At 35.4% G+C, this 22,849-nt stretch carries 17 protein-coding genes; 4 read left to right on the top strand and 13 right to left on the bottom strand.

Annotated features, from left to right (window positions below; genetic code table 11):
* Positions 1-6 precede the first annotated feature (6 nt).
* Positions 7-2,427, bottom strand: coding sequence for an MMPL family transporter (locus tag O9307_RS06670; RefSeq protein WP_298296712.1), 2,421 nt, complete (start codon positions 2,425-2,427; stop codon positions 7-9).
* Positions 2,428-2,625: 198 nt separating this feature from the next.
* Here O9307_RS06670 and O9307_RS06665 point away from each other — a divergent pair, with 198 nt between their 5' ends.
* Both O9307_RS06665 and O9307_RS06660 read left to right on the top strand, forming a co-directional pair.
* A complete protein-coding gene (locus O9307_RS06665; protein ID WP_298296709.1) occupies positions 2,626-4,893 on the top strand; it encodes a cation:proton antiporter in 2,268 nt (755 codons plus the stop codon).
* Between the two features lies 1 nt (position 4,894).
* The gene (locus O9307_RS06660) at positions 4,895-5,224 is read left to right on the top strand and encodes a multidrug efflux SMR transporter (RefSeq protein ID WP_298296706.1); all 330 of its coding nucleotides are present in this window, start codon (positions 4,895-4,897) and stop codon (positions 5,222-5,224) included.
* An 806-nt stretch (positions 5,225-6,030) separates the two neighbouring features.
* On the opposite strand, the gene O9307_RS06655 is transcribed toward O9307_RS06660, so the two are convergent.
* The 8 genes from O9307_RS06655 to O9307_RS06620 all read right to left on the bottom strand — a co-directional run bounded on the left by O9307_RS06655 (position 6,031) and on the right by O9307_RS06620 (position 15,096).
* The gene (locus O9307_RS06655) at positions 6,031-8,529 is read right to left on the bottom strand and encodes a DUF5686 family protein (RefSeq protein WP_298296704.1); all 2,499 of its coding nucleotides are present in this window, start codon (positions 8,527-8,529) and stop codon (positions 6,031-6,033) included.
* A gap of 115 nt (positions 8,530-8,644) precedes the next feature.
* Positions 8,645-9,187, bottom strand: coding sequence for a hypothetical protein (locus tag O9307_RS06650; RefSeq protein ID WP_298296701.1), 543 nt, complete (start codon positions 9,185-9,187; stop codon positions 8,645-8,647).
* A 64-nt stretch (positions 9,188-9,251) separates the two neighbouring features.
* Entirely contained in the window at positions 9,252-10,604 is a 1,353-nt protein-coding gene (locus O9307_RS06645; RefSeq protein WP_298296698.1) for a hypothetical protein, read from the bottom strand.
* A 344-nt stretch (positions 10,605-10,948) separates the two neighbouring features.
* Complete coding sequence (locus tag O9307_RS06640; protein ID WP_298296695.1) at positions 10,949-11,344, bottom strand: hypothetical protein; 396 nt, start codon at positions 11,342-11,344, stop codon at positions 10,949-10,951.
* Positions 11,345-11,355: 11 nt separating this feature from the next.
* Positions 11,356-12,696 carry a hypothetical protein gene (locus O9307_RS06635; protein ID WP_298296692.1) on the bottom strand — a complete coding sequence of 447 codons (1,341 nt, stop codon included), beginning with the start codon at positions 12,694-12,696 and terminating at the stop codon, positions 11,356-11,358.
* A gap of 212 nt (positions 12,697-12,908) precedes the next feature.
* Entirely contained in the window at positions 12,909-13,472 is a 564-nt protein-coding gene (gene frr, locus O9307_RS06630) for a ribosome recycling factor (RefSeq protein WP_024981875.1), read from the bottom strand.
* A gap of 70 nt (positions 13,473-13,542) precedes the next feature.
* On the bottom strand, positions 13,543-14,250 hold the full coding sequence (pyrH, locus tag O9307_RS06625) for a UMP kinase (protein ID WP_298296684.1): 708 nt from the start codon (positions 14,248-14,250) through the stop codon (positions 13,543-13,545).
* A 60-nt stretch (positions 14,251-14,310) separates the two neighbouring features.
* Entirely contained in the window at positions 14,311-15,096 is a 786-nt protein-coding gene (locus O9307_RS06620) for a patatin-like phospholipase family protein (RefSeq protein WP_298296681.1), read from the bottom strand.
* Positions 15,097-15,186: 90 nt separating this feature from the next.
* On the opposite strand from O9307_RS06620, the gene O9307_RS06615 reads away from it, so the two are divergent.
* Entirely contained in the window at positions 15,187-15,804 is a 618-nt protein-coding gene (locus tag O9307_RS06615) for a thioredoxin family protein (RefSeq protein WP_298296678.1), read from the top strand.
* A gap of 360 nt (positions 15,805-16,164) precedes the next feature.
* On the opposite strand, the gene truB is transcribed toward O9307_RS06615, so the two are convergent.
* From truB to O9307_RS06595, 4 genes are read right to left on the bottom strand one after another with little or no spacing between them, the layout of a single operon-like run.
* Positions 16,165-16,854: a tRNA pseudouridine(55) synthase TruB gene (gene truB / locus O9307_RS06610; protein ID WP_298296676.1), complete on the bottom strand. Its 690-nt coding sequence runs from the start codon at positions 16,852-16,854 to the stop codon at positions 16,165-16,167.
* Positions 16,854-17,648 carry an undecaprenyl-diphosphate phosphatase gene (locus O9307_RS06605; RefSeq protein WP_298296674.1) on the bottom strand — a complete coding sequence of 265 codons (795 nt, stop codon included), beginning with the start codon at positions 17,646-17,648 and terminating at the stop codon, positions 16,854-16,856. The genes truB and O9307_RS06605 overlap by 1 nt, the downstream gene beginning before the upstream one ends.
* A gap of 58 nt (positions 17,649-17,706) precedes the next feature.
* Entirely contained in the window at positions 17,707-17,988 is a 282-nt protein-coding gene (locus O9307_RS06600) for a DUF3098 domain-containing protein (protein ID WP_298296672.1), read from the bottom strand.
* Positions 17,989-18,040: 52 nt separating this feature from the next.
* The gene (locus tag O9307_RS06595; RefSeq protein WP_298296668.1) at positions 18,041-18,916 is read right to left on the bottom strand and encodes a permease-like cell division protein FtsX; all 876 of its coding nucleotides are present in this window, start codon (positions 18,914-18,916) and stop codon (positions 18,041-18,043) included.
* A gap of 164 nt (positions 18,917-19,080) precedes the next feature.
* Between O9307_RS06595 and O9307_RS06590 the strand changes: the two genes are divergently transcribed.
* Positions 19,081-22,692, top strand: a complete 3,612-nt coding sequence (locus tag O9307_RS06590; RefSeq protein ID WP_298296665.1) for a DUF559 domain-containing protein — start codon at positions 19,081-19,083, stop codon at positions 22,690-22,692.
* The last annotated feature ends 157 nt before the right edge of the window (positions 22,693-22,849 follow it).

Here is a 22,849-nt window from a genome sequence, read left to right as displayed (position 1 = left end):
TTAAATTTATTTTTTATCGGTAGTGAGCGAATCAATCTCTTCGTCGGAATGTTCGATGATGTCAATTTTAGGCTCAATAAATTCTTGTTCATTGGCCAAGGTTTTATTCAAAGTCAGTACCAAAGCCGGGAGCAACATCAAATTCGACAGCATACCAAATAATAACGTCAACGAAATCAGTCCGCCTAAAGCAATCGTACCGCCAAAACTAGACAGCATAAACACCGAAAATCCAAAAAACAACACAATCGAAGTATAAAACATACTCAATCCCGATTCGTTAAACGTAGCATACACTGATTTTTTGATTTTCCAGTTGTTCTTCTTCAATTCCTCGCGGTATTGCGACAAGAATCGGAGAGTGTCATCTACCGATAGTCCAAAGGCAATCCCAAAAACCAAAATAGTCGACGGTTTTAATGGGATATCCAAAAAGCCCATTAAACCAGCCGTTAAGAATAAAGGCAATAAATTAGGGATAATAGAAACCAATATCATTTTGAACGAACGGAACATAAATCCAATCAAAAGTGCCGTTAAGAAAAAGGCAAAAATCAGTGACGAGAGCAAGTTGTCAAGCAAGTAGCCCGTCCCTTTTTGAAATACCAAAGCCTTTCCAGTTATGATGACATTGTAGCGTTCTTTCGGAAACAATTTATCCGCTTTCTTTCTAATTTCGGCCTCGATTTTAGCAATTTGGTCACCGTTTTCATCTCGCATAAAGGTGGTGATTCGGGCGTATTGACCAGTACTATCTACGTAGCTTTTCATCAGGTTTTCTTTGCTATTGGCTGTAGCATTTTTGGCATACGAAAGGATAAAAGCTTGTTCTTGCGAAGTAGGCAATTCATAATAATCAGGATTGCCATTGTAGTAAGCTTGTTTAGAATATTTCACCAAATTCACAATCGAAATAGGCTTCGATAATTCGGGGATTTCCTCAATCGCAGTTTCTAGTTCTTCCATACGTTTTAGAGTAGATAGTTTCATCACTCCTTTTTTACGTTTGGTATCAATCATTATTTCGAGAGGCATCACACCATCAAATTCTTTTTCAAAGAAAACAATGTCTTGAAAGAATGCTTCTTTTTTAGGCATATCTTCAATCAAACTTCCCGAAATGCGCATTTCATAAATACCGATAATACTAAACACTAGTAAAGCGACAGAAGCTACATAAATTGAGATACGATTGGTTTTGATGGTTCTAAGAATCCAATCCATAAATTTTTTCACGGAACCTCTGTCCAAATGTTTCAGGTGTCTTTCTTTGGGAGGATTCAAGTAACTGTGAAAAATGGGAATCAATAGTAAACTCAAGAAAAACAAAGCCATAATATTGATTGAGGTTACCACGCCAAATTCCAACAATAAATTATTGTTCGAAGCGACAAAAGTGGCAAAACCAATGGCTGTGGTCAAGTTGGTCATCAAAGTAGCCATGCCAATTTTGGTGGTAACTCTTTGCAGGGCTTTGGCTTTGTTGCGGTGAACTTTAAATTCCTGATGGTACTTGTTGGTCAAGAAAATACAATTCGGAATTCCAATTACAATAATCAATGAAGGAACTAGAGCCGTCAAAATGGTAATTTCATAGTTGAATAAGCCCAGAAAACCAAACGACCACATCACACCAATCACAACAATTACGATAGAAATTAAAGTCGCTTTGAAACTTCTAAAAAAGAAGAAAAACAATAAAGAAGTAATCAATAACGAAGCGCCAATAAAAATACTAATCTCGTCGGTAATCGTTTTGGCATTCAGCGTTCGAATGTAAGGCATCCCCGAAACGCGAAGGTCAATTTTGGTTTCTTTTTCAAAAGTGGTTATCGCAGGGATTAATTTTTCTAAAACAAAGGTTTTACGAGCCTTAGTGTTGACGATTTTTTTGTCCATATAAATCGCCGAGCGAACACTTCCAGATCGTTTGTTGAACAATAATCCTTCATAAAAAGGAAGGTCATTGAACAACTCTTTTTTGATGGTTTGCATGTATTTTGGATCGAGAGTTTTCGATTCGTCTACAAAAGGAACCAATTCAAATTTTTCTAAAGCTTCGTTTTTTTGCAGTTTTTTCAAATCATTGAGCGAAACCACCAAGTCTACCTCCTGATTTTTTTTGATAGTATTCATCAATTTACTCCATGCAGCATAGGCTTTTGGCGTAAAAAAAGTGGAATCTTTAACTCCAATAATTATCAAATTGCCTTCTTCTCCAAATTTATCCAAAAAGGCATTGTATTCTACATTCGCAATGTTGTCATCGGGCAACATATTCGCTTCGGTAAACGTAAAATGAATATTTTTCCATTGTAGCGCCAAGAAGACCGTAATCGCTGCAATGATAGAGAGCATTAAAATTCTATTTCTAAGGACAATACGGGCAATGAGTTCCCAAAATCCCAAACTAAACCATTTAATCATTTTCAGTAGTTAAAAAGCCGTAAAGGTAACGAAACCCCGATTAAAAAAGCAGGAAATCATTGGTTTGATGGCAGTTTTTTTGATCGTATTGTGAAATTCTTTAAATTTTGGTTAATATTCTTGTTCCTGATATAATTGTTATATTTGATTTTCTCATCTTTGTTAAATGAGCATTTCATTACTTTCTAAAATATATAAATGAAGAATTACAAAAATACCCTATTCTATCTAGCAGTTACGGGAGGTTTTTCCGCCTTAATGTATTGGATTATACAAAACGGAAAATTACTAGAAGGCGCAGATATTAAAAAAACAACAGTTGGTTCAAAAGATGCTTGGTTGGATTTTATAGTTTCGATGCAACACAGTTTTAAAGAACCTTTGGCCATACTTTTGGCTCAAATCATCACCATAATTATTGTTGCTAGAATCTTTGGTTGGATTTTCAAAAAAATAGGACAACCTTCTGTAATTGGTGAAATCATTGCGGGTATAGCGTTAGGACCATCTTTGTTAGGAACCTATTTTCCTGAGTTCTCGGGGATTTTATTTCCTGTAGAATCTTTAGGGAATCTGAAATTCCTAAGTCAAATCGGATTAATACTTTTTATGTATGTCATTGGGATGGAATTAGACCTGAAAGTACTAAAAAACAAAGCCAACGATGCCGTAGTGATTAGTCACGCTAGTATTATTTTTCCGTTTACGCTCGGAATTGGTTTGGCGTATTTCGTTTATGACCAATTTGCGCCTGATGGAGTAAAATTCCTTTCGTTTAGTTTATTTATGGGAATTGCAATGAGTATAACAGCATTTCCTGTTTTGGCACGAATCGTTCAAGAACGCGGTATTCACAGAACCAAATTGGGTGCCATCGTAATCACTTGCGCCGCCGCCGATGATATTACGGCTTGGTGTTTATTGGCTGCGGTAATTGCTATTGTAAAAGCGGGTTCTTTTGTGAGTTCTTTATATGTGATTTCTTTGGCTGTCGGATTTGTGCTGATTATGTTGCTGATTGTAAAACCTTTTCTTAAGCGAATTGGTGATCTATATGCATCCAAAGAAGCGATTAGTAAACCAGTCGTGGCTATCTTTTTTGTCACACTTATTATTGCTTCTTATGCTACAGAAGTAATCGGAATCCACGCGCTTTTTGGAGCTTTTATGACGGGTGTTATTATGCCAGATGTGGCTAAATTCAGAATCGTTTTTATTGAAAAAGTAGAGGACGTATCCGTTATTTTACTTTTGCCTTTGTTCTTTGTATTCACAGGTTTACGTACCGAAATTGGTCTAATCAACGACCCTTACTTATGGCAAGTAACGGGTTTCATCATCTTGGTAGCTGTAGTAGGGAAGTTTTTTGGTAGTGCTTTGGCGGCCAAATTTGTGGGGCAAAATTGGAGAGATAGTTTAACCATCGGCGCATTGATGAATACACGCGGCTTGATGGAATTAATCGTACTAAACATTGGTTTAGAATTGGGAGTGTTGACACCAGCGGTATTTACAATGATGGTGATTATGGCATTGGTCACTACTTTTATGACGGGACCAGCCCTTAACTTAATCAATTTTATTTTCAAGACTAAAGACGATGTTGAGATAGAAGAATTGGAACAATCCAAAGTATATCGCGTTTTGATTTCTTTTGGCAACAACGAAAAAGGAAGGTCGCTGCTGCGTTTAGCGAATAGTTTAGTTCGTAAACAAAAAGACGCTTCGGTTACTGCTATGCATTTGTCTGTAAGCAACGAGATGCATCCTTTTGCTTTAGAGGACAAAGAGACTGCAACATTTTTGCCCATTCAAGAAGAATCAAAAATCTTAAAACAGGAAGTTACTACCATCTTCAAAGCTACAGTCGACATCGAAACAGAAATTACCGACATCGCCAATCAAGGCGAATACGACCTATTATTAGTAGGACTCGGGAAATCAATTTTCGAAGGAACTTTGCTCGGAAAAGTGATTGGTTTTACCACTAGAATCATTAATCCAGAGCGATTAATGGATAAATTCACAGGAAAAGAAGGCTTATTTGCCAATTCTCCTTTCGACGAAAGAACCCGACAAATTTTGCTCAAAGCCAAAATGCCTGTGGGAATATTAATCGATAAAGACTTACAAAAAGTAAACACCATTTTTATCCCCATCTTCAGTGCCGATGATGCCTTCTTGATTGATTACGCTCAAAAACTCATCCATAACAACAAGTCCAAAGTAGTAGTTTTGGACGTAAACGGACACATCAAATCGAATTTTGTAATCGGAAGCGCCATAAGTTCATTGGAGCATAAATTCCCAAACAACATCACATTGTATGGCGAAAAAATCATCAAAAAAGAGTTCCTAGCCGAGCAAGATTTGATGATGATAAGTCTTGAAAGCTGGAAAGCACTTGTCGATTCCAGAAGTGTTTGGTTGAGCGGAGTCCCTTCGGTATTAATCATAAAACCATAGTATGAACTGGATTTTGTTACTAATTGCAGGCCTTTTCGAGATAGGATTTACCACTTGTTTAGGCAAAGCCAAAGAAGCACAAGGCACCGAAGCCACCTTTTGGTACCTCGGTTTTTTTGCCTGCCTTATCATCAGTATGTCCTTGGTTTACAAAGTCACACAAACCCTCCCCATCGGAACCGCTTATGCTGTTTGGACGGGTATAGGCGCCGCAGGAACAGTTCTCGTCGGACTCTTAGTCTTCAAAGAACCCGCTACTTTTTGGCGTATTTTCTTTCTGCTTACCCTCATCGCCTCCATTATCGGACTAAAAATGGTTTCCGAGCATTAAGTTAAACCCAGAATCCGCATTAGACTTTGTAGCGAAACTAAATTATTCAATAAAAGCAAGAGCTCACGGACTATTTTTGAAGAAGGAATACTTTCGTATTTTGAATTTAAAAATGGGAGTAAGTTCTTGGTTTTGAAGAAGAATTTAGTTGTAGTAAATTTCTAATGCGGAATCTGGGTTGAATTTGGGCGTGCCACCATAAAACAAAGAGAGCCATTCAACTAACTATTGAGTGGCTCTCTTTGTTTTATGCTGTCGGGCTCTACGCTATATCTCTAGGGTCGAACCCCGCCCCTAGAGGATGCCGCTTCTATCCCTTACGTACAATGTCGTTAAATTAAGGAATAATCAAATAATCTGATTGCTGATTTTTGAATAACGATTTTTGATTTCTGATGTGTAAAACATTGAAAAAAAAAGGCTTTTTTATTTATTAGCACAAAATCTAAAATGCTTCGCCAATTAGCTAACGCTCGGGTCAAGAATCGTTAATCTTCAATTAAAAATCTCCGCTTAATTCTATTTGTTACATCATTTATTGAAACTCAATTTTGCTGGTTTAGTTGTCATTCCGACGGAGGAGGAATCGCACAAATTACTCACATTATGTGATTCCTCCTCCGTCGGAATGACAAAAAGCCTTTAATAGTAGAATTAAGCTAAAATCTCTTAACTTAATGGCATTGTCCTCACGTAGAACTTTGCGAACCTTGCGATTTTTTTCTTTGCGAGCCTTGCGGTTAAAAGAAATTGCAAAATATAAGTCAAAGGTGAATTGTCAAAGCACCACTTTCTTTAAATCTGAGTTAGAATCCCAAATTCAAAATAAAGCTAATTTTCACCGCAATATTATCTTGGAATTTTTCCAATTGATTCGGCCCATAACGATAAAAACCACTTAGTCCAATGCCGTTATAAATTTGGTTCAACTCGATTCCCGATTCAAAATAGCCTTCGCGTAGGGTTTTGTAGTTAATGCCAACATGCTGTTCTGGTTTTTCCATATCGCCCCATCCCATTCGACTCACCACTACCAAATTAGGTTTCACCTTTTTCAACAAATGAATGCGATTAAAACTGTGCTTGAACTGAAAATAAGCAAACTTACTCGAGAAAAATTCATTAAAAAACATCGTTTCAAAACTGTTTTTACCCGCAAAAGTCACACGCTGAATAATCGTTTCTTTATTCAAATTATTCGGCGAGGTATTGTACAAATGCGTCAAAGGCAAGTCGCCAATAGTATAGCCTGCTTCAAATAGCAAACTTGTTTTTTGACCGCTCAAGTAATTCTTTTGATATTCGGTTCTAAAATCGATTTTACTAAACTCAAAATCATTGTTGCCCACATTGGGCAATGATTTGGTAAACTGAAACGTAAATTTGGGATACCTTTTTTCGGTTTCAATTCTTCCCGTTGGCGTTTGCATATAATCGCTAAACGGATTCCAACGCAACGAAACCATAGCCGTAGTCAAATTGTATTTCGTAAAGAGTTTGCCACCCAGATTGTAGACATAATTAAACTTTGGCTCCACAAAAGTATTGGATACTTCCCAAATGCTTTCGGTTTTTGGAATAAACTTGGTTTCAACAGTCGTTTTCCACGTTTGATATTGGTAAAAAGTACTAATGTTAATAGGTCTTGGGTCGTAAATTTTGAACGCTCTTCGGTCAACAGTCCAAGTGGTGCTCGCTATTTCTCGCACATCATCCGTAAATGAAATGCCCCACCAAGTATTCGAAAACTTATTGATTCGGGTACCAATACCTAAACTGTATTTAAAAGTCCCGTCTTTTGTGCCGTAAGCGCTATAGCCTTCTATTTTCCATTTTTTAGAAAAGCGATCATTGGTAATACCTCCAACACCCAAACGAAAACCTTCGTAATTGTTGAAACTCACAAACTTCCTTAAATCAAAATCAATCACACTAATGGGCACATAGCCATTGATGATTTTTCGACCAAAGAGCAGTTTGCTTTCAATGCCATTTTTTATTGAAATGCTATCGACAGCTGCATAGGTTTTTTGACTGCGCAAATCCAATTTCTCTTTTCTATACGCTTCCCAAAAAGCATCCGTTTGATTAATAGCGTCTTCTTGAATGTCAATAGCTATCGTTGGTTGTTTGATTTTGACAGCTTTGTTGTATTCTATATCAAAATTGTAACTTTTAGAAATCAAATAACTAATATCGGTAGCTTCCTTTTTTCGAGGTTTGAATCCTTGTTCAACATCGCCATCAAACTGTATGGTTCCACCAAGAATTTTAATGTCATCATCGCTTTTTCCTTTTACAATTTGAAATGTCTTGGCCGAGGGGAACCAAATTTTTTCCTTAGGCAAATACACAAATTCGTGAGTCCCGCTGATGTCCAACACGCCTTTTATGCGCATAATAGCTTTAGCAATCGCATAGGAAGCCGTGTCTATATATAAAACGCCTTCTAGTCCTGCTGCATTTTTCTTTTTCTTGTTTTTGAAATAAATCATATAGCTAGTCCTGCCGTCAATGGCTACCGAATCCAGTAGTTTGTAATTGTAATGTTCTGGCGCGTCATCGGCTATGGGGCTATTGTATTTGGTTTCGAACAACTCATATTTGGGTTCATAAATCGAAAAAGATTGCAAATTGAACGCGATCATTTCATAAATAGGTTGCTTGAAGCCAGCCATTTTGGTTCCTAAAATCACTTCTTTTAAGTAGCTGTTTTGGTACTGAAAAAGCGATACTTTCTCCGTTTGAAACAAATGCTGCTTACTAATGATTTCTTTAAACTTGTAGTTAGATGAATCTACTTTTACCAGTTCTCTACCATAGGTTTTGTCTACAAAAACCGAATCAATTTTACCATTAATCGAGTCGGGATTGGCGGTAACTAGGAGTTTGTTATAGGATTTAAACGAAAAGCTATTGTTTTTTTGCTGCGGATTATTGACTGATTTGGCCGCTATAGCTTTTCGAATAATTTGTAAAGCTTCATTTTCTTTGGGAATCAAGACTTCATTCAAATCATTGGACTTTTCTTGTAAGGCCACGACATAAAACGTTTTGTTGGGCGTGATGACTTGTTGGAAGGGAGTATAGCCCAAATAAGAAACCGTAAAATCCAAAATAGGATTGGGACTCAAGAGCTGGAATTTTCCGTCTACATCCGAGATGGTTTGAAAACCCGTGTTACTGCTAATGCTCGCAAAAGGCAAGGGTTGATTGGTCTTTGCGTCTTTCACCAAACCATTCCATTGGAATTGCGCCTGTAGTGAGAACGTAAAAAGTAGCAACAACCAACTCAATTGCTTCATAAAAGTGTGTTTTGAACCCAAGCGATTTTTGTATTAGATGGACAAAAATAGCACAAAAAAACCGTCTCCAAGATACTTTTGGAGACGGTTTTTAGTTGTAGTCTAATCAGTAAAGCTAACTAATTACATTGGGGTCAATATAGGTAGCAATTATTTTCCATTTTCCGTTTACATTTTCTAGCAAAGCCGCTTCATATCTACCAGCGGTGCCTCCAGTACCCACTGAAAAATCTGAATAAAATATAAAAGCATATTTGTTATCTAAAGTCATCACTGGTTTTGAAATATATAAACCACTTGAGAATAAAAACTTTTCAAAGATCGGATTTCTGCTAGTACGTGATTCATATTCACTAATAATTTTGAATTTAGGTCTGTAAAAATCCTTTTTCTTCCAATAATAGGTAATATCGTTTTTGTATTTCGATTTTAATTCTTTTACCACATTTATATCTATTGGCCAATTGTATGGCGGGTAGCCATTTGGGGTAACTCTTATCCAATCTCCCATACGAATATTTCTATCTTCATAAGCCATGACATAGTAGTCCAAAGATTTTGTTCGGGGATAGGACTTATCTACAATTACTTTAATTGTGCGGCCGTTTTTATTTTGTTCATCTATAAAGTCTCGTAAGATTTGTTTCTCAACGTTCATTGATGAACAAGATAAGAGCAGTATACTGATAACTAAGTATATTATTTTTCTCATGTTTACATATTTATTTTATTGAACATGGGACACCTTTAGGTATTGCTTCTCCAAAAGGTCTATTATAATCTTCAGACAGACGATTGTTTTCTATTCTTGTTCTTTCATCTCCACCTTTTGGGTATTTTGCATTATAAAAATTTAAACCGAACATAGTAGACATAGCCAGATCTTCATAGAATTGATAGGGTTGGCCAGGCTTAAATTTCGCTAACGTTGAGGCCATTATGGGTATATAATTGTCAAACATTTGGGCATGTTGCGCGTCATCATTTCCACCGTAAGTTTTGGTCACATATTTTTCGTACAAACAAGCAAAATTATCATAAGCGCAAATGTCACCATTATTGTGATAATCATCAAATAATGCAAAGAAATGTGCATGAATTAATTCGTGTATGATTACTGTTGCAATTGATAAATCTGTTGGAGGTTTTCCGTTGTTTTCAGTTCCTTTAATATAGGTGTCCCTAATTGTTATAATATAGTTATTTTTACCTGCTGATTTTGTGTCAGCTAATGCAGTTGGTTTTTGTGGTGTCCCCAAAACAATTTTAATGTTGTAAGTTCCATTTACTGGTACACCAAATTTTTCAAAAATACTTGCAATATCAGAGTTTGTTAATGTTTTTAACTTCTCAAATACTTCTTTTGTACATGGGTCTAATTGTGATACATCAATAGAGTCTACAATTTTTTTTGCTAATTCAGCGGCAACTTCCTCCTCAGCAGTAGCTGCGGTTCCATCTCCACCACCCATACTTTCCCAAATCACCTCATAAGAAGGTGCTGTTGGTGAAGGAGGCGTGAATTCAAGTATAATGATATAACCTGATGGTTTTTTATAGTCATTGATTATGATTACTTCATTTAATTCCTCCATTGCAATGACATCTTTTGTAGAAAATAGTTTACTAGTTTTATTCCCTTTTGCAGGGGCTAACTCTACATCATATTCATTATTTTTTAATCGGTATGCCCTGATGAAATCACCATTCAATTTCGTCATAAGGATAATACCCGTAAAATTATTTTTTGTTGATGAGGCATCTGGATATTCGTTATAGAGAATGGTTTCAATAGAATTTTCAACTTTTAATAATAGCGCACGGGTTCGTTGGTTTTTAGCTTTAGTGATCACCGGCACTACTGTTAGTAATTCGGAGGTATTGGTTAGTTTTTCTTGGGTAATTTTGTTAAAATCAAAGGTCAAAGAAGCTTTTTTACCGCTAATACTGATTGTTGTTTCCTGTTTTTTCAGGAATAGGATAGCTTCTTCTTTGGTCACGGTTTTAATGGCAGCATTGTTTTCTAGTAAAGATTCTTCAGTAGAACAACTTTGAATACATCCTATAAATAGCATTACAAGTAGGGTTAAAACGCTACCTTTTAGTTTGTTTGTTTGTTTGTTTGTTTGTTTGTTTGTTTGTTTGTTTGTTTGTTTGTTTGTTTGTTTTCATAAAATGGTTGTTAGTTAATGGTTTATAAAAGTAGTTATTCCTTATCAATTCACAATACCCACATTTAGTGATTTTGAGCCATAAAAAAACCGTCTCCAAGATACTTTTGGAGACGGTTTCGTATATGTTTGTTGCGAAAGTTACACTTTCATAATTTCGGCTTCCTTAACGGCTAGCAATTCATCGATTTTTTTGATTAGCGAATTGTTTCTAGTGTTCTTTAAAGACTAATAATTTAAGTTTATAGTTATGGAATTACTATAGCTGGGCTGACGATAAAATACTCATATAGGCTATTGTTTTTTTTTGCAAAAATTACTACATAATTTCCTAAAAATGCAGCCGCTTTAGTGTCATTTAATTTTAGTTTTTTATCATAAAAATCTGATGATCTGATGAATTTTTTTAATGATTGTATTTTTTGAACATTGTTCTTGTTTAATTTTTCTTTTTTTATAAACATTAAGGTTTCGTTGTTCCCCCCTTTGCTATCCTTTATATAAAATTCATTTGGGTTAGTATCAATATTTACGATGTATTTTTTGTCAAGAAGGAAACAAAGTGTGTCCTTTTTGATATTTTGGGCATTTAACATTAAGTTAAAGCCAAAAAATAGAATTATTGAGTTAAAATATTTTTTCATATGTTTTTTAATTAATTTAAACAAGGAGAGGCTTTAATTAAAAGATTATCCCTTTTCGCAAGAGTCTCGATTTTAGTTTTTTCTTCTTGGGTTAAATTTGCCCATGCTTTAACATTTTTCTCTTTCAAACCATTCCAAGCTATAGCTTCATAAAAATCATCACTGGGTTCCTCATCAAAGTAATTTTTATAACCATTATAACAATTTGGTAGTTTTGTTTTATGAAATTCTTTAAGTACTTCTTTCATACTTTGAATGTACAATGCAGCTATTGTACTATGGTGATTCCCATATTTTTCAAAGATTTGTTTAAAATCTGTAGAGTCATTAACAACTTCATTTGTAATTGAATTTAACTTTCTGAAAATATCAGCATGAACATATTCGTGCAATATTGTTCTTACGGCATCAAGGGAGGAATGACTATTTATTCTATTTGTATTTATCTCAATTGTAATTATATTGCTCCCATTTGTAAATATTGTTTTGCCATTTACTTCTACAAGTTTTCCATCTTCATCTTTGTTTGTTACCTTATCTTTAGAAATAATTTTAATATCAAATTTTGAACCATCACCTTGGAAATTAGCTAATAACTTTTTCACAAATGGATTATCTTGCTTAGTTAAAAGGTCATTAAGACATTTTTCTTTTCCTTTTAATTCAGTTGTGTCAATTTGTTCGTCTTCTTCTTCAGTTTCAGTTTCCGCACTACCATCTCCACCACCCATACTTTCCCATATAAACACATAGTTGCCTTCCTCCGTTGTATTGCTAGATCCTGATGGCATTAAAGTTAAATATACTTGTTTTGAAGTATTCCTTTTTTTCTTTGGTGCTATAACTACTTCTTGTAACTCGCCACCGTCAACGGTTTCGTTTGAACTTGCAATTATATTTTTTGCAGCTTTATTTCCCTTAGCCGGTGCTAACTCTATATCGTATTCATTATTCTTTAATCTATAGGCTCTAATGAAATCACCATTCAATTTCGTCATAAGGATAACACCTGTAAAATTATTTTTTGTAGAAGAAACATCCGCGTATTCTCTGTAAAGAATGGTTTCAATAGAGTTTTCTACCTTTAGTAATAGTGCACGGGTTCGTTGGTTTTTAGCTTTATTGATTACCGGTACCACTGTTAGCAATTCAGAGGTATTGGTTAGATTTTCTTGAGTTATTTTGTTGAAATCAAAGGCCAAAGTAGCATTTTTACTGCTTATACTGACCGTTGTTTCATGTTTTTTTAGGAATAGGATAGCTTCTTCTTTGGTAACGGTCTTAATAGTAGCATTATTTTCTAGTAAAGATTCTTCAGTAGAACAACTTTGAATACATCCTATAAATAGCATTACAAGTAGGGTTAAAACGCTACCTTTTAGTTTGTTTGTTTGTTTGTTTGTTTGTTTGTTTGTTTGTTTTCATAAAAAGAGGTTAGTTAATGGATTGTAAAAATAGGTAATCTCTATCCACTCACAATACCCACATTTAGTGATTTTGAGGCATAAAAAAACCGTCTCCAAGATATTATTGGAGACGGTTTCGTTTATGTTTGTTGAGAAAGTTACACTTTCATAATTTCGGCTTCCTTAACAGCTAGCAATTCATCGATTTTTTTGATGAAAGTGTTGGTTAAGTTTTGTACTTGCTCTTCTGCACTTTTGCAAATGTCTTCAGAGGTACCGTCTTTTTCTAATTTTTTAATATCGGTATTGGCGTCTTTACGAGCGTTACGAATTCCAATTTTGGCGTCTTCGGCTTCGGCTTTGGCTTGTTTGGCCAATTCTCTACGACGGTCTTCGGTCAAAGGTGGAACACTAATGATTATTACGTCTCCATTGTTCATTGGGTTAAACCCTAAATTAGCCACCATAATTGCTTTTTCTATAGGGTGCAACATACTTTTTTCAAAAGGTTGCAAAGTAATAGTTCTCGCATCTGGTACACTAATTTTCGACACTTGCGAAAGCGGTGAGGCAGACCCGTAATAATCTACAAAAACACTTCCTAGCATTGCTGGAGAAGCTTTCCCCGCGCGGATATTCAAAAATGATTTTTCTAAATGCGCAATAGAACCATTCATGGATTCTTCTGTACTATCTAATATAAATTCAATTTCTTCAGTCATAATCTTATGTTTGTTGTTTGTTGTTGGTGGTTCGCAGTCAACTATAAACTACAAACCTTTAACCATAAACTTATATATTAACTACGGTTCCTATGTTTTCGCCTTCACAGATTTTCAATAAATTACCTTCTTTGTTCATGTCAAAAACTACAATTGGCAATTTGTTTTCTTGACTCAAAGTAAATGCTGTGGTGTCCATAACATTCAATCCTTTGCTTAAGACATCTTCAAATGAAATGTAGTCAAATTTTACAGCAGCAGCATTTTTTTCTGGATCAGAATCATACACACCATCTACGCGTGTGCCTTTTAAAATGACATCTGCGCTTACTTCGATACCTCTCAAAACAGCTGCAGTATCGGTTGTAAAATAGGGATTTCCTGTTCCAGCTCCAAAAATCACAATACGTCCTTTTTCTAAATGACGATCGGCTCTTCTTTTGATATAAGGTTCTGCGATAGATTCCATTTTTAAAGCAGTCATCAAACGGGTTTTCATTCCGTTATCTTCTAGTGCTCCTTGCAACGCCATTCCGTTGATTACAGTGGCTAACATTCCCATATAATCACCTTGAACGCGATCCATTCCAGAACTTGCACCAGCAACACCTCTAAAAATATTTCCTCCACCAATTACAATGGCAATTTCTACTCCTTTAGCATGTACTTTCTTAATTTCATGGGCATACTCAGCTAATCTTTTAGGATCAATTCCGTAATTTAAATCGCCCATCAAAGCTTCACCACTTAATTTTAGAAGGATTCTTTTGTATTTCATGTTTGTTGAATTGTTTGGTGCAAATATAGCGATATTCTATTTTTTGTGAAATAGTGAGCCTTAAATATATAAATTAAGTTTTTCGTAACTTTTTTTAGCCGATTCGTAGCCAATGTTAAAAATAGCATCCATTTTGCTTTTGCTGGTTTCAAAGGTGCTATAGGTTGACAATTCCTCAGGTTCAATCAACCAATGGCAGTGGTCGAATTTAATTAGACTTGAATTTGCCGTTAGCAAATCAAAGGCTCTACTGGTAACCGATTTTATGGAGGAAAGGTCTTTTGCATTAATTTTTTGCATTGGACTCACATAGACGCCAATGATAAAGTCACATTTGTCCTGTAGTAACTCTGTTGGAAAATGATTCAAGATGCCGCCATCACTATACAATTGTCCATTGATTTCGTAAGGAGAAATAACGCCTGGAAAAGCACTTGAAGCTAAAATGGCATCTATGGTTTTGGTATTGGCATCAAAAACGGTTAAATTTCCTTTTACCATATTGGTAGCCGTAATGTGAATTGGAATTTTCAAATCGCCTAACACAGAGTCGTTGAAAATGTCTGTAAAATATTCTTTAAATGATTCCGGATCAATTAAACCCGCTTTTGAAAAGGTAAAATGTTTCCAATGAAAGAAATAAATCGATTTGAAGAAAGCCAGAATTTCCTTTGGTGATTTTCCGCTTCCATAAAGGGCAGCAACGATTGATCCAGCACTTGAGCCTGATATGCTTTTTGGAATGATGTTTTGCTCTTCTAAAAATTGCAAAACTCCAGCATGGGCAATTCCTTTGGAACCACCGCCAGACAACACTAAACCTGTTGATTGTGAGTTACTCAACATAGAATGCTATGTTTTATTTTATTCATAAGTGATTTTTATCACGCTATTAACGATGTGATATGTTTAATTTTGCTTAAAAATAGTAATAAAATGAAAACATCAATCGCAAAAGCATTATTTCATAGTCATCCTTATATCAATTATAGAAAAATAGTTTCTGATTTGTTGAAAGATGGAAAATCATCAGGCAGCGAACAATCGGAAGATTTGACACACTATAGTGCACTTAATGAAACAAGAATGAATCGTTTGGATAAAACGATAAAGATTGATGCAACTGTTGCCGAACAACTGAAAGGATTACAAAATGAATATATTTGGTTGGTTTTATCGGAAGGATGGTGCGGTGATGCTGCCCAATTATTGCCAATTATGAATAAAATGGCTTTAGAAACCGATAAAATTGATTTAAAAATTGTCTTTAGAGATGAAAATGACGATTTAATGCAGCATTTTTTAACGAATGGAGGAAAAGCTATCCCTAAGTTGATTATTATTGATAAAGCTACTTCTGAGGTTATTGCTGACTGGGGACCTCGTCCAAAAGGAGCCAAAGACTTAATTTTGAATTACAAAAAAGAGCATGGAATGGTCGATGAAACCGCTAAATCAGAGCTACAATTATGGTATTTGCATGACAAAGGATTAAGTACACAAGAGGAAATTTTGGGCTTAATGCTTGAAAGAGTCGAAATAGCTCATATTTAAAGGTAAGTTTCTTTATTTCAGATGTTTATAAAAAAAAATATCGTCAAAATATTCTGTTTATGAAAGAAATGTTGTAAATTGGTGGCAGCTAACCAAGTCTATTAATTTGATTTACTTTTTTATTGGTGTTTAAAATAGTGTCTCACAATTTAAAAAAACATCGTTATGAAAAAGCTATTTGACAAGTTTTATGACTTCTTTTCTTCAATGTTGTTTGGAGGAAAGACAACAATTCATTATTAACTTCGGTCTAGCCCCAGCCTTTTAAAAACAACAAGTATGGTTTGAAAAAGTACTTTGTTTAAAAAGAAACACATCGCAAGTTCTAAAAAAAGAAATTGTCATGTGTTTTTTTATGTTTTATCCTAAATGTTCTTCAAAAACGGCTGGAGTTAAGGCATTAGCAACATCATAATCTCCAATCTTGGTTCTTCTTAGTGCTGTTAAATGCGCTCCAGATTGCAGGGCTTTGCCAAAATCAAAGGCTAAAGATCTGATGTAAGTTCCTTTGCTGCAAACTACTCTAAAATCAACTTCTGGTAGTGCAATTCTGGTGATTTCAAATTCGTGAATGGTGGTTTTTCTGCTTGCAATTTCAATGGTTTCTCCTGCTCTCGCGTGTTCGTACAAGCGTACGCCATCTTTTTTTATGGCAGAAAAAATAGGTGGTTTTTGATCAATCTCTCCCAAAAATTGTTGTACTGTTTCGTGTATCAACGCCTCAGTGATGTGTGTGGTAGGAAAGTGTTGGTCTACTTCGGTTTCTAAATCGTAGGATGGAGTAGTAGCTCCAATATGAAAAGTGCCGGTATATTCTTTGGCTTGCCCTTGTAATTCTGTTATGCGTTTGGTGAATTTACCAGTGCAGATTAATAATAAACCAGTAGCCAATGGGTCTAAGGTTCCCGCGTGACCAATCTTAAATTTTTTTGGCAATCCCACTTTGTTAATCAATAAATACTTCAACTTATTTACCGCTTGAAAAGAAGTAAAATGCAAGGGTTTATCGATTAAAAGAACTTGTCCTTCTAAATAGTCTTCGGGTGTCATTAAATGATGGTCAGGGGATGAATGAAAAAATGGATGATAAGCAAGACAATCCCTGCCAATATGCGATAGTATCCAAATACTTTGAAGCCGTTTTTAGTCAAAAAACCAATGAAGGTTTTAATCGCTAGTAAAGCGACCACGAAAGCCACAATATTACCAATAATCAAATAATTGATTTGGTCGTCGGTCAAAACAAATCCGTCTTTATAATAGTCGTAACATTTTTTGACTGTAGCGCCCAACATCGTTGGAACAGCTAAGAAAAAAGAAAATTCAGCAGCAGAAGTACGAGATAATTTTTGCGACATTCCGCCCACAATACTCGCTCCGCTTCTAGAAACTCCCGGAATCATGGCCAAGCATTGAAACAAACCAATCTTAAAAGCTTGTCCGTAAGTGATTTCTTTTTCGTTTTCGGTAGTGGTGTGATTGAACCACTCGTCAACTTTTAATAAAATAAAACCACCAATTAGCAATGACACTGCCACGGTAACTGGGTTTTCTAGTAAACCATCAATAAAATCGCTTAATAGCAATCCCAAAACGACTGCAGGGATAAAAGCCACCAATAATTTGAAATAGAAATCTAAGGATTGAAAAAACCGTTTGAAGTACAATATCACTACTGATAAAATCGCTCCCAATTGAATCACGATAGTGAATAATTTGGTGAAATCGTCATGCGCAATTCCAAAAAAAGATGAAGCAATAATCATATGCCCAGTCGAAGAAACAGGCAAAAATTCAGTAATTCCTTCAATAATCGCAAGGATGATTGCTTGTAGTGTATTCATTTTAAATTAATTTTTTAAGAAACTGACTTTTGATAACACAAATCATAAACTTTAATGATTATTTTTTATCAGTCAAGTCAGAAGTTCCTCCTTTGGGGGTTAGGGGGCTTGAATTTTTAAGAATAGCATAAATAGTGATTCCAAAACCAATCAAAACGGTTGTTGGAGCCAAACGAATTCTTCTGAAGTCAAAAATAGCTTCACTAAAAACAGCAGGGTCATGACTACCACCGCCAGACATTAAAATGAAACCAAGGGTAATCACGGCAATACCAATCAATAAAATGATATAGTTGGTTTTTTCAAAAAGGAATTCTTTTTTTATTTCGTTGTTTTTCATTTTTATTTCAACTTAATGAATTATCGAATAGTTGTAACTGAATATTGAAGGACTAATATAAATCGTCTGTTCTTAGGTTCAAGAAACGTTGTGTAGCAAAGTACGTGCTCAACCAAGTGATTAAAACGCCAAGACCAAATACGCCCAAAAGAATCACAGCAATGATTAATTTATCTTCTAAAATTCCTAAATCTGGGAAGTTAGTTTCGATATAAATCAATAAAGAAATCAAAGCCACGATAGCCAAACCAGCTCCAATCATTCCTAATTTTATGCTTTTAATGACAAAAGGTTTGCGGATAAAGGATTTGGTAGCGCCCACCATTTGCATTGTTTTGATGATAAAACGATTGGAATGAATCGACAAACGCAAAGAACTATTAATCAATAATACAGCAATTACCGTTAGAAAACCACTAATGATTAAAATCCACATACTGACTTTCTTGATGTTGTCGTTAACCAAATTTACCAATTGTTTGTCATAAACAATATCAGAAATCATTGGGTTTTTACGAAAATGACTTTCAATTCTAGCGATGCTATCACGAACCACATAATCTGCTTTTAGGTTGATGTCGTAGGAATTTTGAAGTGGATTTTCTCCCAAGAAAGTAAGGAAATCTTCTCCAATAATGTCCGTGTGTTCTTTGGCTGCTTTTTCCTTGGAAACGTATACAAACTGTTTCGGGAATTTAGCCGCTTTTAATTCTTTTTCAAAGGCCTGAAAAGTACTGTCAGTAGCTTCTTTTTTGAAGAAAACAGTCATAGCGATATTTTCTCTAAAATCATCGGCTAATTTTTTAGAATTAACGATGAAAAGTCCCAAGGTTCCTAGTAAAAACAATACTAGGAAAACACTCAATACCACAGAGAAATAAGAGGAAATTAGTCTTCTTTTTTGAAATTTGTCAAAGTTAGAACTCATAGTGTACTTAAATTATGCCGTAAAAATAACAAACAAATTCTTTATTTAAAGTTAATAACGCCCAAACTTTCAACTTTCGTACAATAAATGTAAATTTGCGACCTAATTTTTTTTGCAACCCTTTCAGGGTTCAAAACCCTGAAAGGGTAAAATAAACCAAAAAAATGAAATACAATCCGAACGAAATCGAAGCCAAATGGCAACAATATTGGGCTGACAACAAGACTTTTGCAGCGCAAAACAACTCTGATAAACCAAAATATTATGTTTTGGACATGTTTCCTTATCCTTCTGGAGCGGGATTACACGTTGGACATCCTCTAGGGTACATCGCATCAGATGTGTATTCGCGTTTCAAAAGACATCAAGGTTTCAATGTGTTGCACCCAATGGGCTATGATAGTTTTGGATTACCTGCTGAACAATATGCGATACAAACGGGACAGCGTCCAGAAGATACGACACGCGTTAATATTGACGGAGGTTTAGATAAAGAGGGAAATGCAATTGCGGGTTACCGAAAACAATTGGATAAAATAGGTTTTTCATTCGATTGGGACAGAGAAGTGAGAACTTCCAATCCTGATTATTACAAACATACGCAATGGATTTTCATCCAATTGTTCAATTCTTGGTACAATAACGAAACCGACAAAGCCGAAGATATTTCGACTTTGATAGCTATTTTCGAAAAAGAAGGAAATGCTACTGTGAATGCTGTTTGTGATGACAATATTATTAGTTTTTCAGCAAGCGAATGGAACGCATTTTCATCCGATGAGCAACAAAAAATCTTATTGCAATACCGATTAACTTATTTAGCAGAAACTGAAGTAAACTGGTGTCCTGGATTGGGAACGGTTTTAGCGAATGACGAAATTGTGAATGGCGTTTCGGAGCGTGGTGGTTATCCTGTGATTCGCAAGAAAATGACACAATGGAGTATGCGAATTTCTGCCTACGCCGAGCGTTTGTTGCAAGGATTAAACGATATTGACTGGAGCGAAAGTATCAAAGAAAGTCAGAGAAACTGGATTGGAAAATCGGTGGGAGCGATGGTAACTTTCCCCATCCTATCCTTCCCCAAAGGGGAAGAGAACTCGGAGTCTAAAAAAACTTTGGGTTATATGACGGGTGGAAATAATTCACATTTATTGCTTGAAAGAGCAAAAGAAATGAGAAATAATCCAACAGAAGCTGAAAAAATATTGTGGTTAAATTTAAAGTCGAAAGCTTTAGATTTTAAATTTAGACAACAACATTTGATCGCTGATTTTATTGTAGATTTTGTTTGTCTTTCAAAAAAAATAGTAATTGAAGTTGATGGCGAAATTCATGATGCTCAACAAGAAGCTGATGCAGAAAGAACAAAAGTTCTTAATGAAAGAGGGTTTAAGGTAATTCGTTTTAATAATAAAGAGGTTTTAAATAATATTGATAGTGTTTTAAATATTATCAAACATGAATTACTCAACGCTGATGTTCCCCCTTCGGGGGCTAGGGGGATTAGTGTCTTTACAACTCGTCCCGATACTATTTTTGGAGTAACGTTTATGACCTTGGCTCCAGAACACGATTTGGTGGCTCAAATCACGACTCCTGAACAAAAAGAAGCGGTAGACGCTTATATTGAAAAAACAACGAAACGTTCCGAAAGAGAGCGTATGGCCGATGTGAAAACTATCTCGGGAGTGTTTACAGGGGCTTATGCGGAACATCCGTTTACCAAAGAGCCAATTCCAGTTTGGATTGGTGATTATGTGTTGGCGGGTTACGGAACTGGTGCGGTGATGGCGGTGCCTTGTGGAGACGAAAGAGATTATGCTTTTGCAAATTTCTTCAAAGGGCAAAACGGAATGCCAGCCATCAAAAATATAATAAGCCCCCTAACCCCCGAAGGGGGAACAGCAACAGTAGCTGGCTCCCCTCCTTCGGAGGGGCTGGGGGAGGATTGCGCTTTTACTGCCAAAGAAGGATTTGTATTTAAAAATTCTGATTTCTTGAACGGCTTAGGTTATAAAGAAGCGACCCAAAAAGTCATTGCAGAACTTGAAGCGATAGGTCAAGGTAAAGGAAAAATCAATTACCGTTTGCGTGATGCAGTATTCTCGCGTCAACGCTATTGGGGTGAGCCTTTTCCAGTATATTATGTGAATGGTTTGCCACAAATGATTGATGCCATACATTTACCAATCGTTTTACCAGAAGTAGAGAAATATTTACCAACCGAAGACGGATTGCCTCCTTTGGGGAACGCAGCGGTTTGGGCTTGGGATAGTGTTCAGTGTTCAGTGGTTAGTACTCAGTTGGTAGATAACCAAACCATTTTTCCTTTAGAATTGAATACGATGCCAGGTTGGGCTGGAAGTTCTTGGTATTGGATGCGTTATATGGATGCGCAAAACGACACCGAATTTGCTTCTACCGATGCTTTGAAATATTGGGAAAGCGTAGATTTATACATTGGCGGAAGTGAACACGCGACAGGTCATTTGTTGTATTCTCGTTTTTGGAACAAATTCTTAAAAGATAAAGGGTTTGCGCCAACAGAAGAACCTTTCAAAAAACTGATTAATCAGGGGATGATTTTGGGGGAAAGTGCATTTGTAAATAGAATTGGATTGAATATAACATTTTTTGGAAAAGAATATAATGATACGTTAAAAGTTGAAGTAAATTCAGCTTATGGAGCATTGTCTTTTTTATCTGAAAATGAAAAACAAAGTTTAAAACAATTACAAGAGAAATATTCTTTGGTTAAAGATTATTTTTTGTCCGAAGAGGTCTTAAATTATTTTAAAACAACAAAAGATGATGATAAATATAGCTTAGAGATTCGTGAAAAATTAGTTAAAGTGTTTACTAAAGATTTGGCTAGTGAGTTGAAAGAGCTGGGGCTAGATGAGAAAGTTACCCCTAGTTATAATATTTTAGGTAGAGAATTTACATTTTATAAAACAAGAGTTCCAATTGAATTTGTGAACTTGAAAAATGAATTGAACGTTGAAAAATTCAGAAATTGGAGAGAGGATTACAAGAATGCGGTCACATTTTCGGAAATTGATGATAAATTTTTTGTTACAAGAGAAGTAGAAAAAATGTCAAAATCATATTACAATGTAGTCACTCCAGATGCAATTTGTGCAGAGTATGGAGCGGATACCTTGCGTTTGTATGAAATGTTTTTAGGACCATTAGAACAAGCCAAACCTTGGAATACGGCAGGAATTTCTGGAGTTTTTGGTTTCTTGAAAAAATTATGGCGTTTGTATTTTGATGAAAACGGTTTGATTGTAAACAACGACGAACCTACTAAAGACAACTTAAAATCATTACACAAAACCATCAAAAAAGTGGCAGAAGACATTGAAGGATTCTCTTTTAATACTTCGGTTTCACAATTTATGATTTGTGTGAATGAATTATCATCGCAAAACTGTCATTCTCGTGCCATTTTAGAACCTTTGGCGGTTGTGATTTCGCCTTATGCGCCTCATATTGCTGAGGAATTATGGTCGTTGTTAGGACATGAAGGGTCTATTGCTACGGTTCCTTTTCCAGTTTTTGAAGCCAGCTATTTGGTAGAAAGCGAGAAAGAATATCCAGTTTCTTTCAACGGAAAAATGCGTTTCACCATCAAATTGCCTTTGGATTTAACCAAAGAACAAATCGAGGAAATCGTAATGCAAGACGAAAGAACTCAAAAACAATTAGACGGCAGAACTCCAAATAAAGTCATTATCGTACCAGGAAAAATTATTAATTTGGTGGGATAAACCATAAAATTGTAACTTTAAAAAATCCAAATTCCAATTTCACGATTGGAGTTTGGATTTTTTTTTGTGTTTAAAACGCTTGCAAACACTGGGATTTGTAATTTTTTTATTGCTTTTTTTAAATATTTGTAACATTTTAATAGTTCACGTATCCAAA

The sequence above is a fragment of the Flavobacterium sp. genome (genome assembly GCF_027531905.1).
Classification (GTDB): domain Bacteria; phylum Bacteroidota; class Bacteroidia; order Flavobacteriales; family Flavobacteriaceae; genus Flavobacterium.
The sequence above is the reverse complement of the archived record's forward strand: the minus strand, read 5'-3'. Positions and strand labels throughout refer to the sequence as shown.

Excerpts from the sequence above, each read along its gene's own strand:
- O9307_RS06665 (WP_298296709.1), top strand. The coding sequence starts at position 2,626 with ATGAAGAATTACAAAAATACCCTATTCTATCTAGCAGTTACGGGAGGT.
- pyrH (WP_298296684.1), bottom strand. The coding sequence starts at position 14,250 with ATGAAATACAAAAGAATCCTTCTAAAATTAAGTGGTGAAGCTTTGATG.
- O9307_RS06640 (WP_298296695.1), bottom strand. The coding sequence starts at position 11,344 with ATGAAAAAATATTTTAACTCAATAATTCTATTTTTTGGCTTTAACTTA.
- O9307_RS06650 (WP_298296701.1), bottom strand. The coding sequence starts at position 9,187 with ATGAACGTTGAGAAACAAATCTTACGAGACTTTATAGATGAACAAAAT.
- O9307_RS06635 (WP_298296692.1), bottom strand. The coding sequence starts at position 12,696 with ATGCTATTTATAGGATGTATTCAAAGTTGTTCTACTGAAGAATCTTTA.
- frr (WP_024981875.1), bottom strand. The coding sequence starts at position 13,472 with ATGACTGAAGAAATTGAATTTATATTAGATAGTACAGAAGAATCCATG.
- O9307_RS06605 (WP_298296674.1), bottom strand. The coding sequence starts at position 17,648 with ATGAATACACTACAAGCAATCATCCTTGCGATTATTGAAGGAATTACT.
- O9307_RS06645 (WP_298296698.1), bottom strand. The coding sequence starts at position 10,604 with ATGCTATTTATAGGATGTATTCAAAGTTGTTCTACTGAAGAATCTTTA.
- O9307_RS06670 (WP_298296712.1), bottom strand. The coding sequence starts at position 2,427 with ATGATTAAATGGTTTAGTTTGGGATTTTGGGAACTCATTGCCCGTATT.
- O9307_RS06620 (WP_298296681.1), bottom strand. The coding sequence starts at position 15,096 with ATGTTGAGTAACTCACAATCAACAGGTTTAGTGTTGTCTGGCGGTGGT.
- truB (WP_298296676.1), bottom strand. The coding sequence starts at position 16,854 with ATGACACCCGAAGACTATTTAGAAGGACAAGTTCTTTTAATCGATAAA.
- O9307_RS06615 (WP_298296678.1), top strand. The coding sequence starts at position 15,187 with ATGAAAACATCAATCGCAAAAGCATTATTTCATAGTCATCCTTATATC.
- O9307_RS06600 (WP_298296672.1), bottom strand. The coding sequence starts at position 17,988 with ATGAAAAACAACGAAATAAAAAAAGAATTCCTTTTTGAAAAAACCAAC.
- O9307_RS06590 (WP_298296665.1), top strand. The coding sequence starts at position 19,081 with ATGAAATACAATCCGAACGAAATCGAAGCCAAATGGCAACAATATTGG.
- O9307_RS06660 (WP_298296706.1), top strand. The coding sequence starts at position 4,895 with ATGAACTGGATTTTGTTACTAATTGCAGGCCTTTTCGAGATAGGATTT.
- O9307_RS06595 (WP_298296668.1), bottom strand. The coding sequence starts at position 18,916 with ATGAGTTCTAACTTTGACAAATTTCAAAAAAGAAGACTAATTTCCTCT.
- O9307_RS06655 (WP_298296704.1), bottom strand. The coding sequence starts at position 8,529 with ATGAAGCAATTGAGTTGGTTGTTGCTACTTTTTACGTTCTCACTACAG.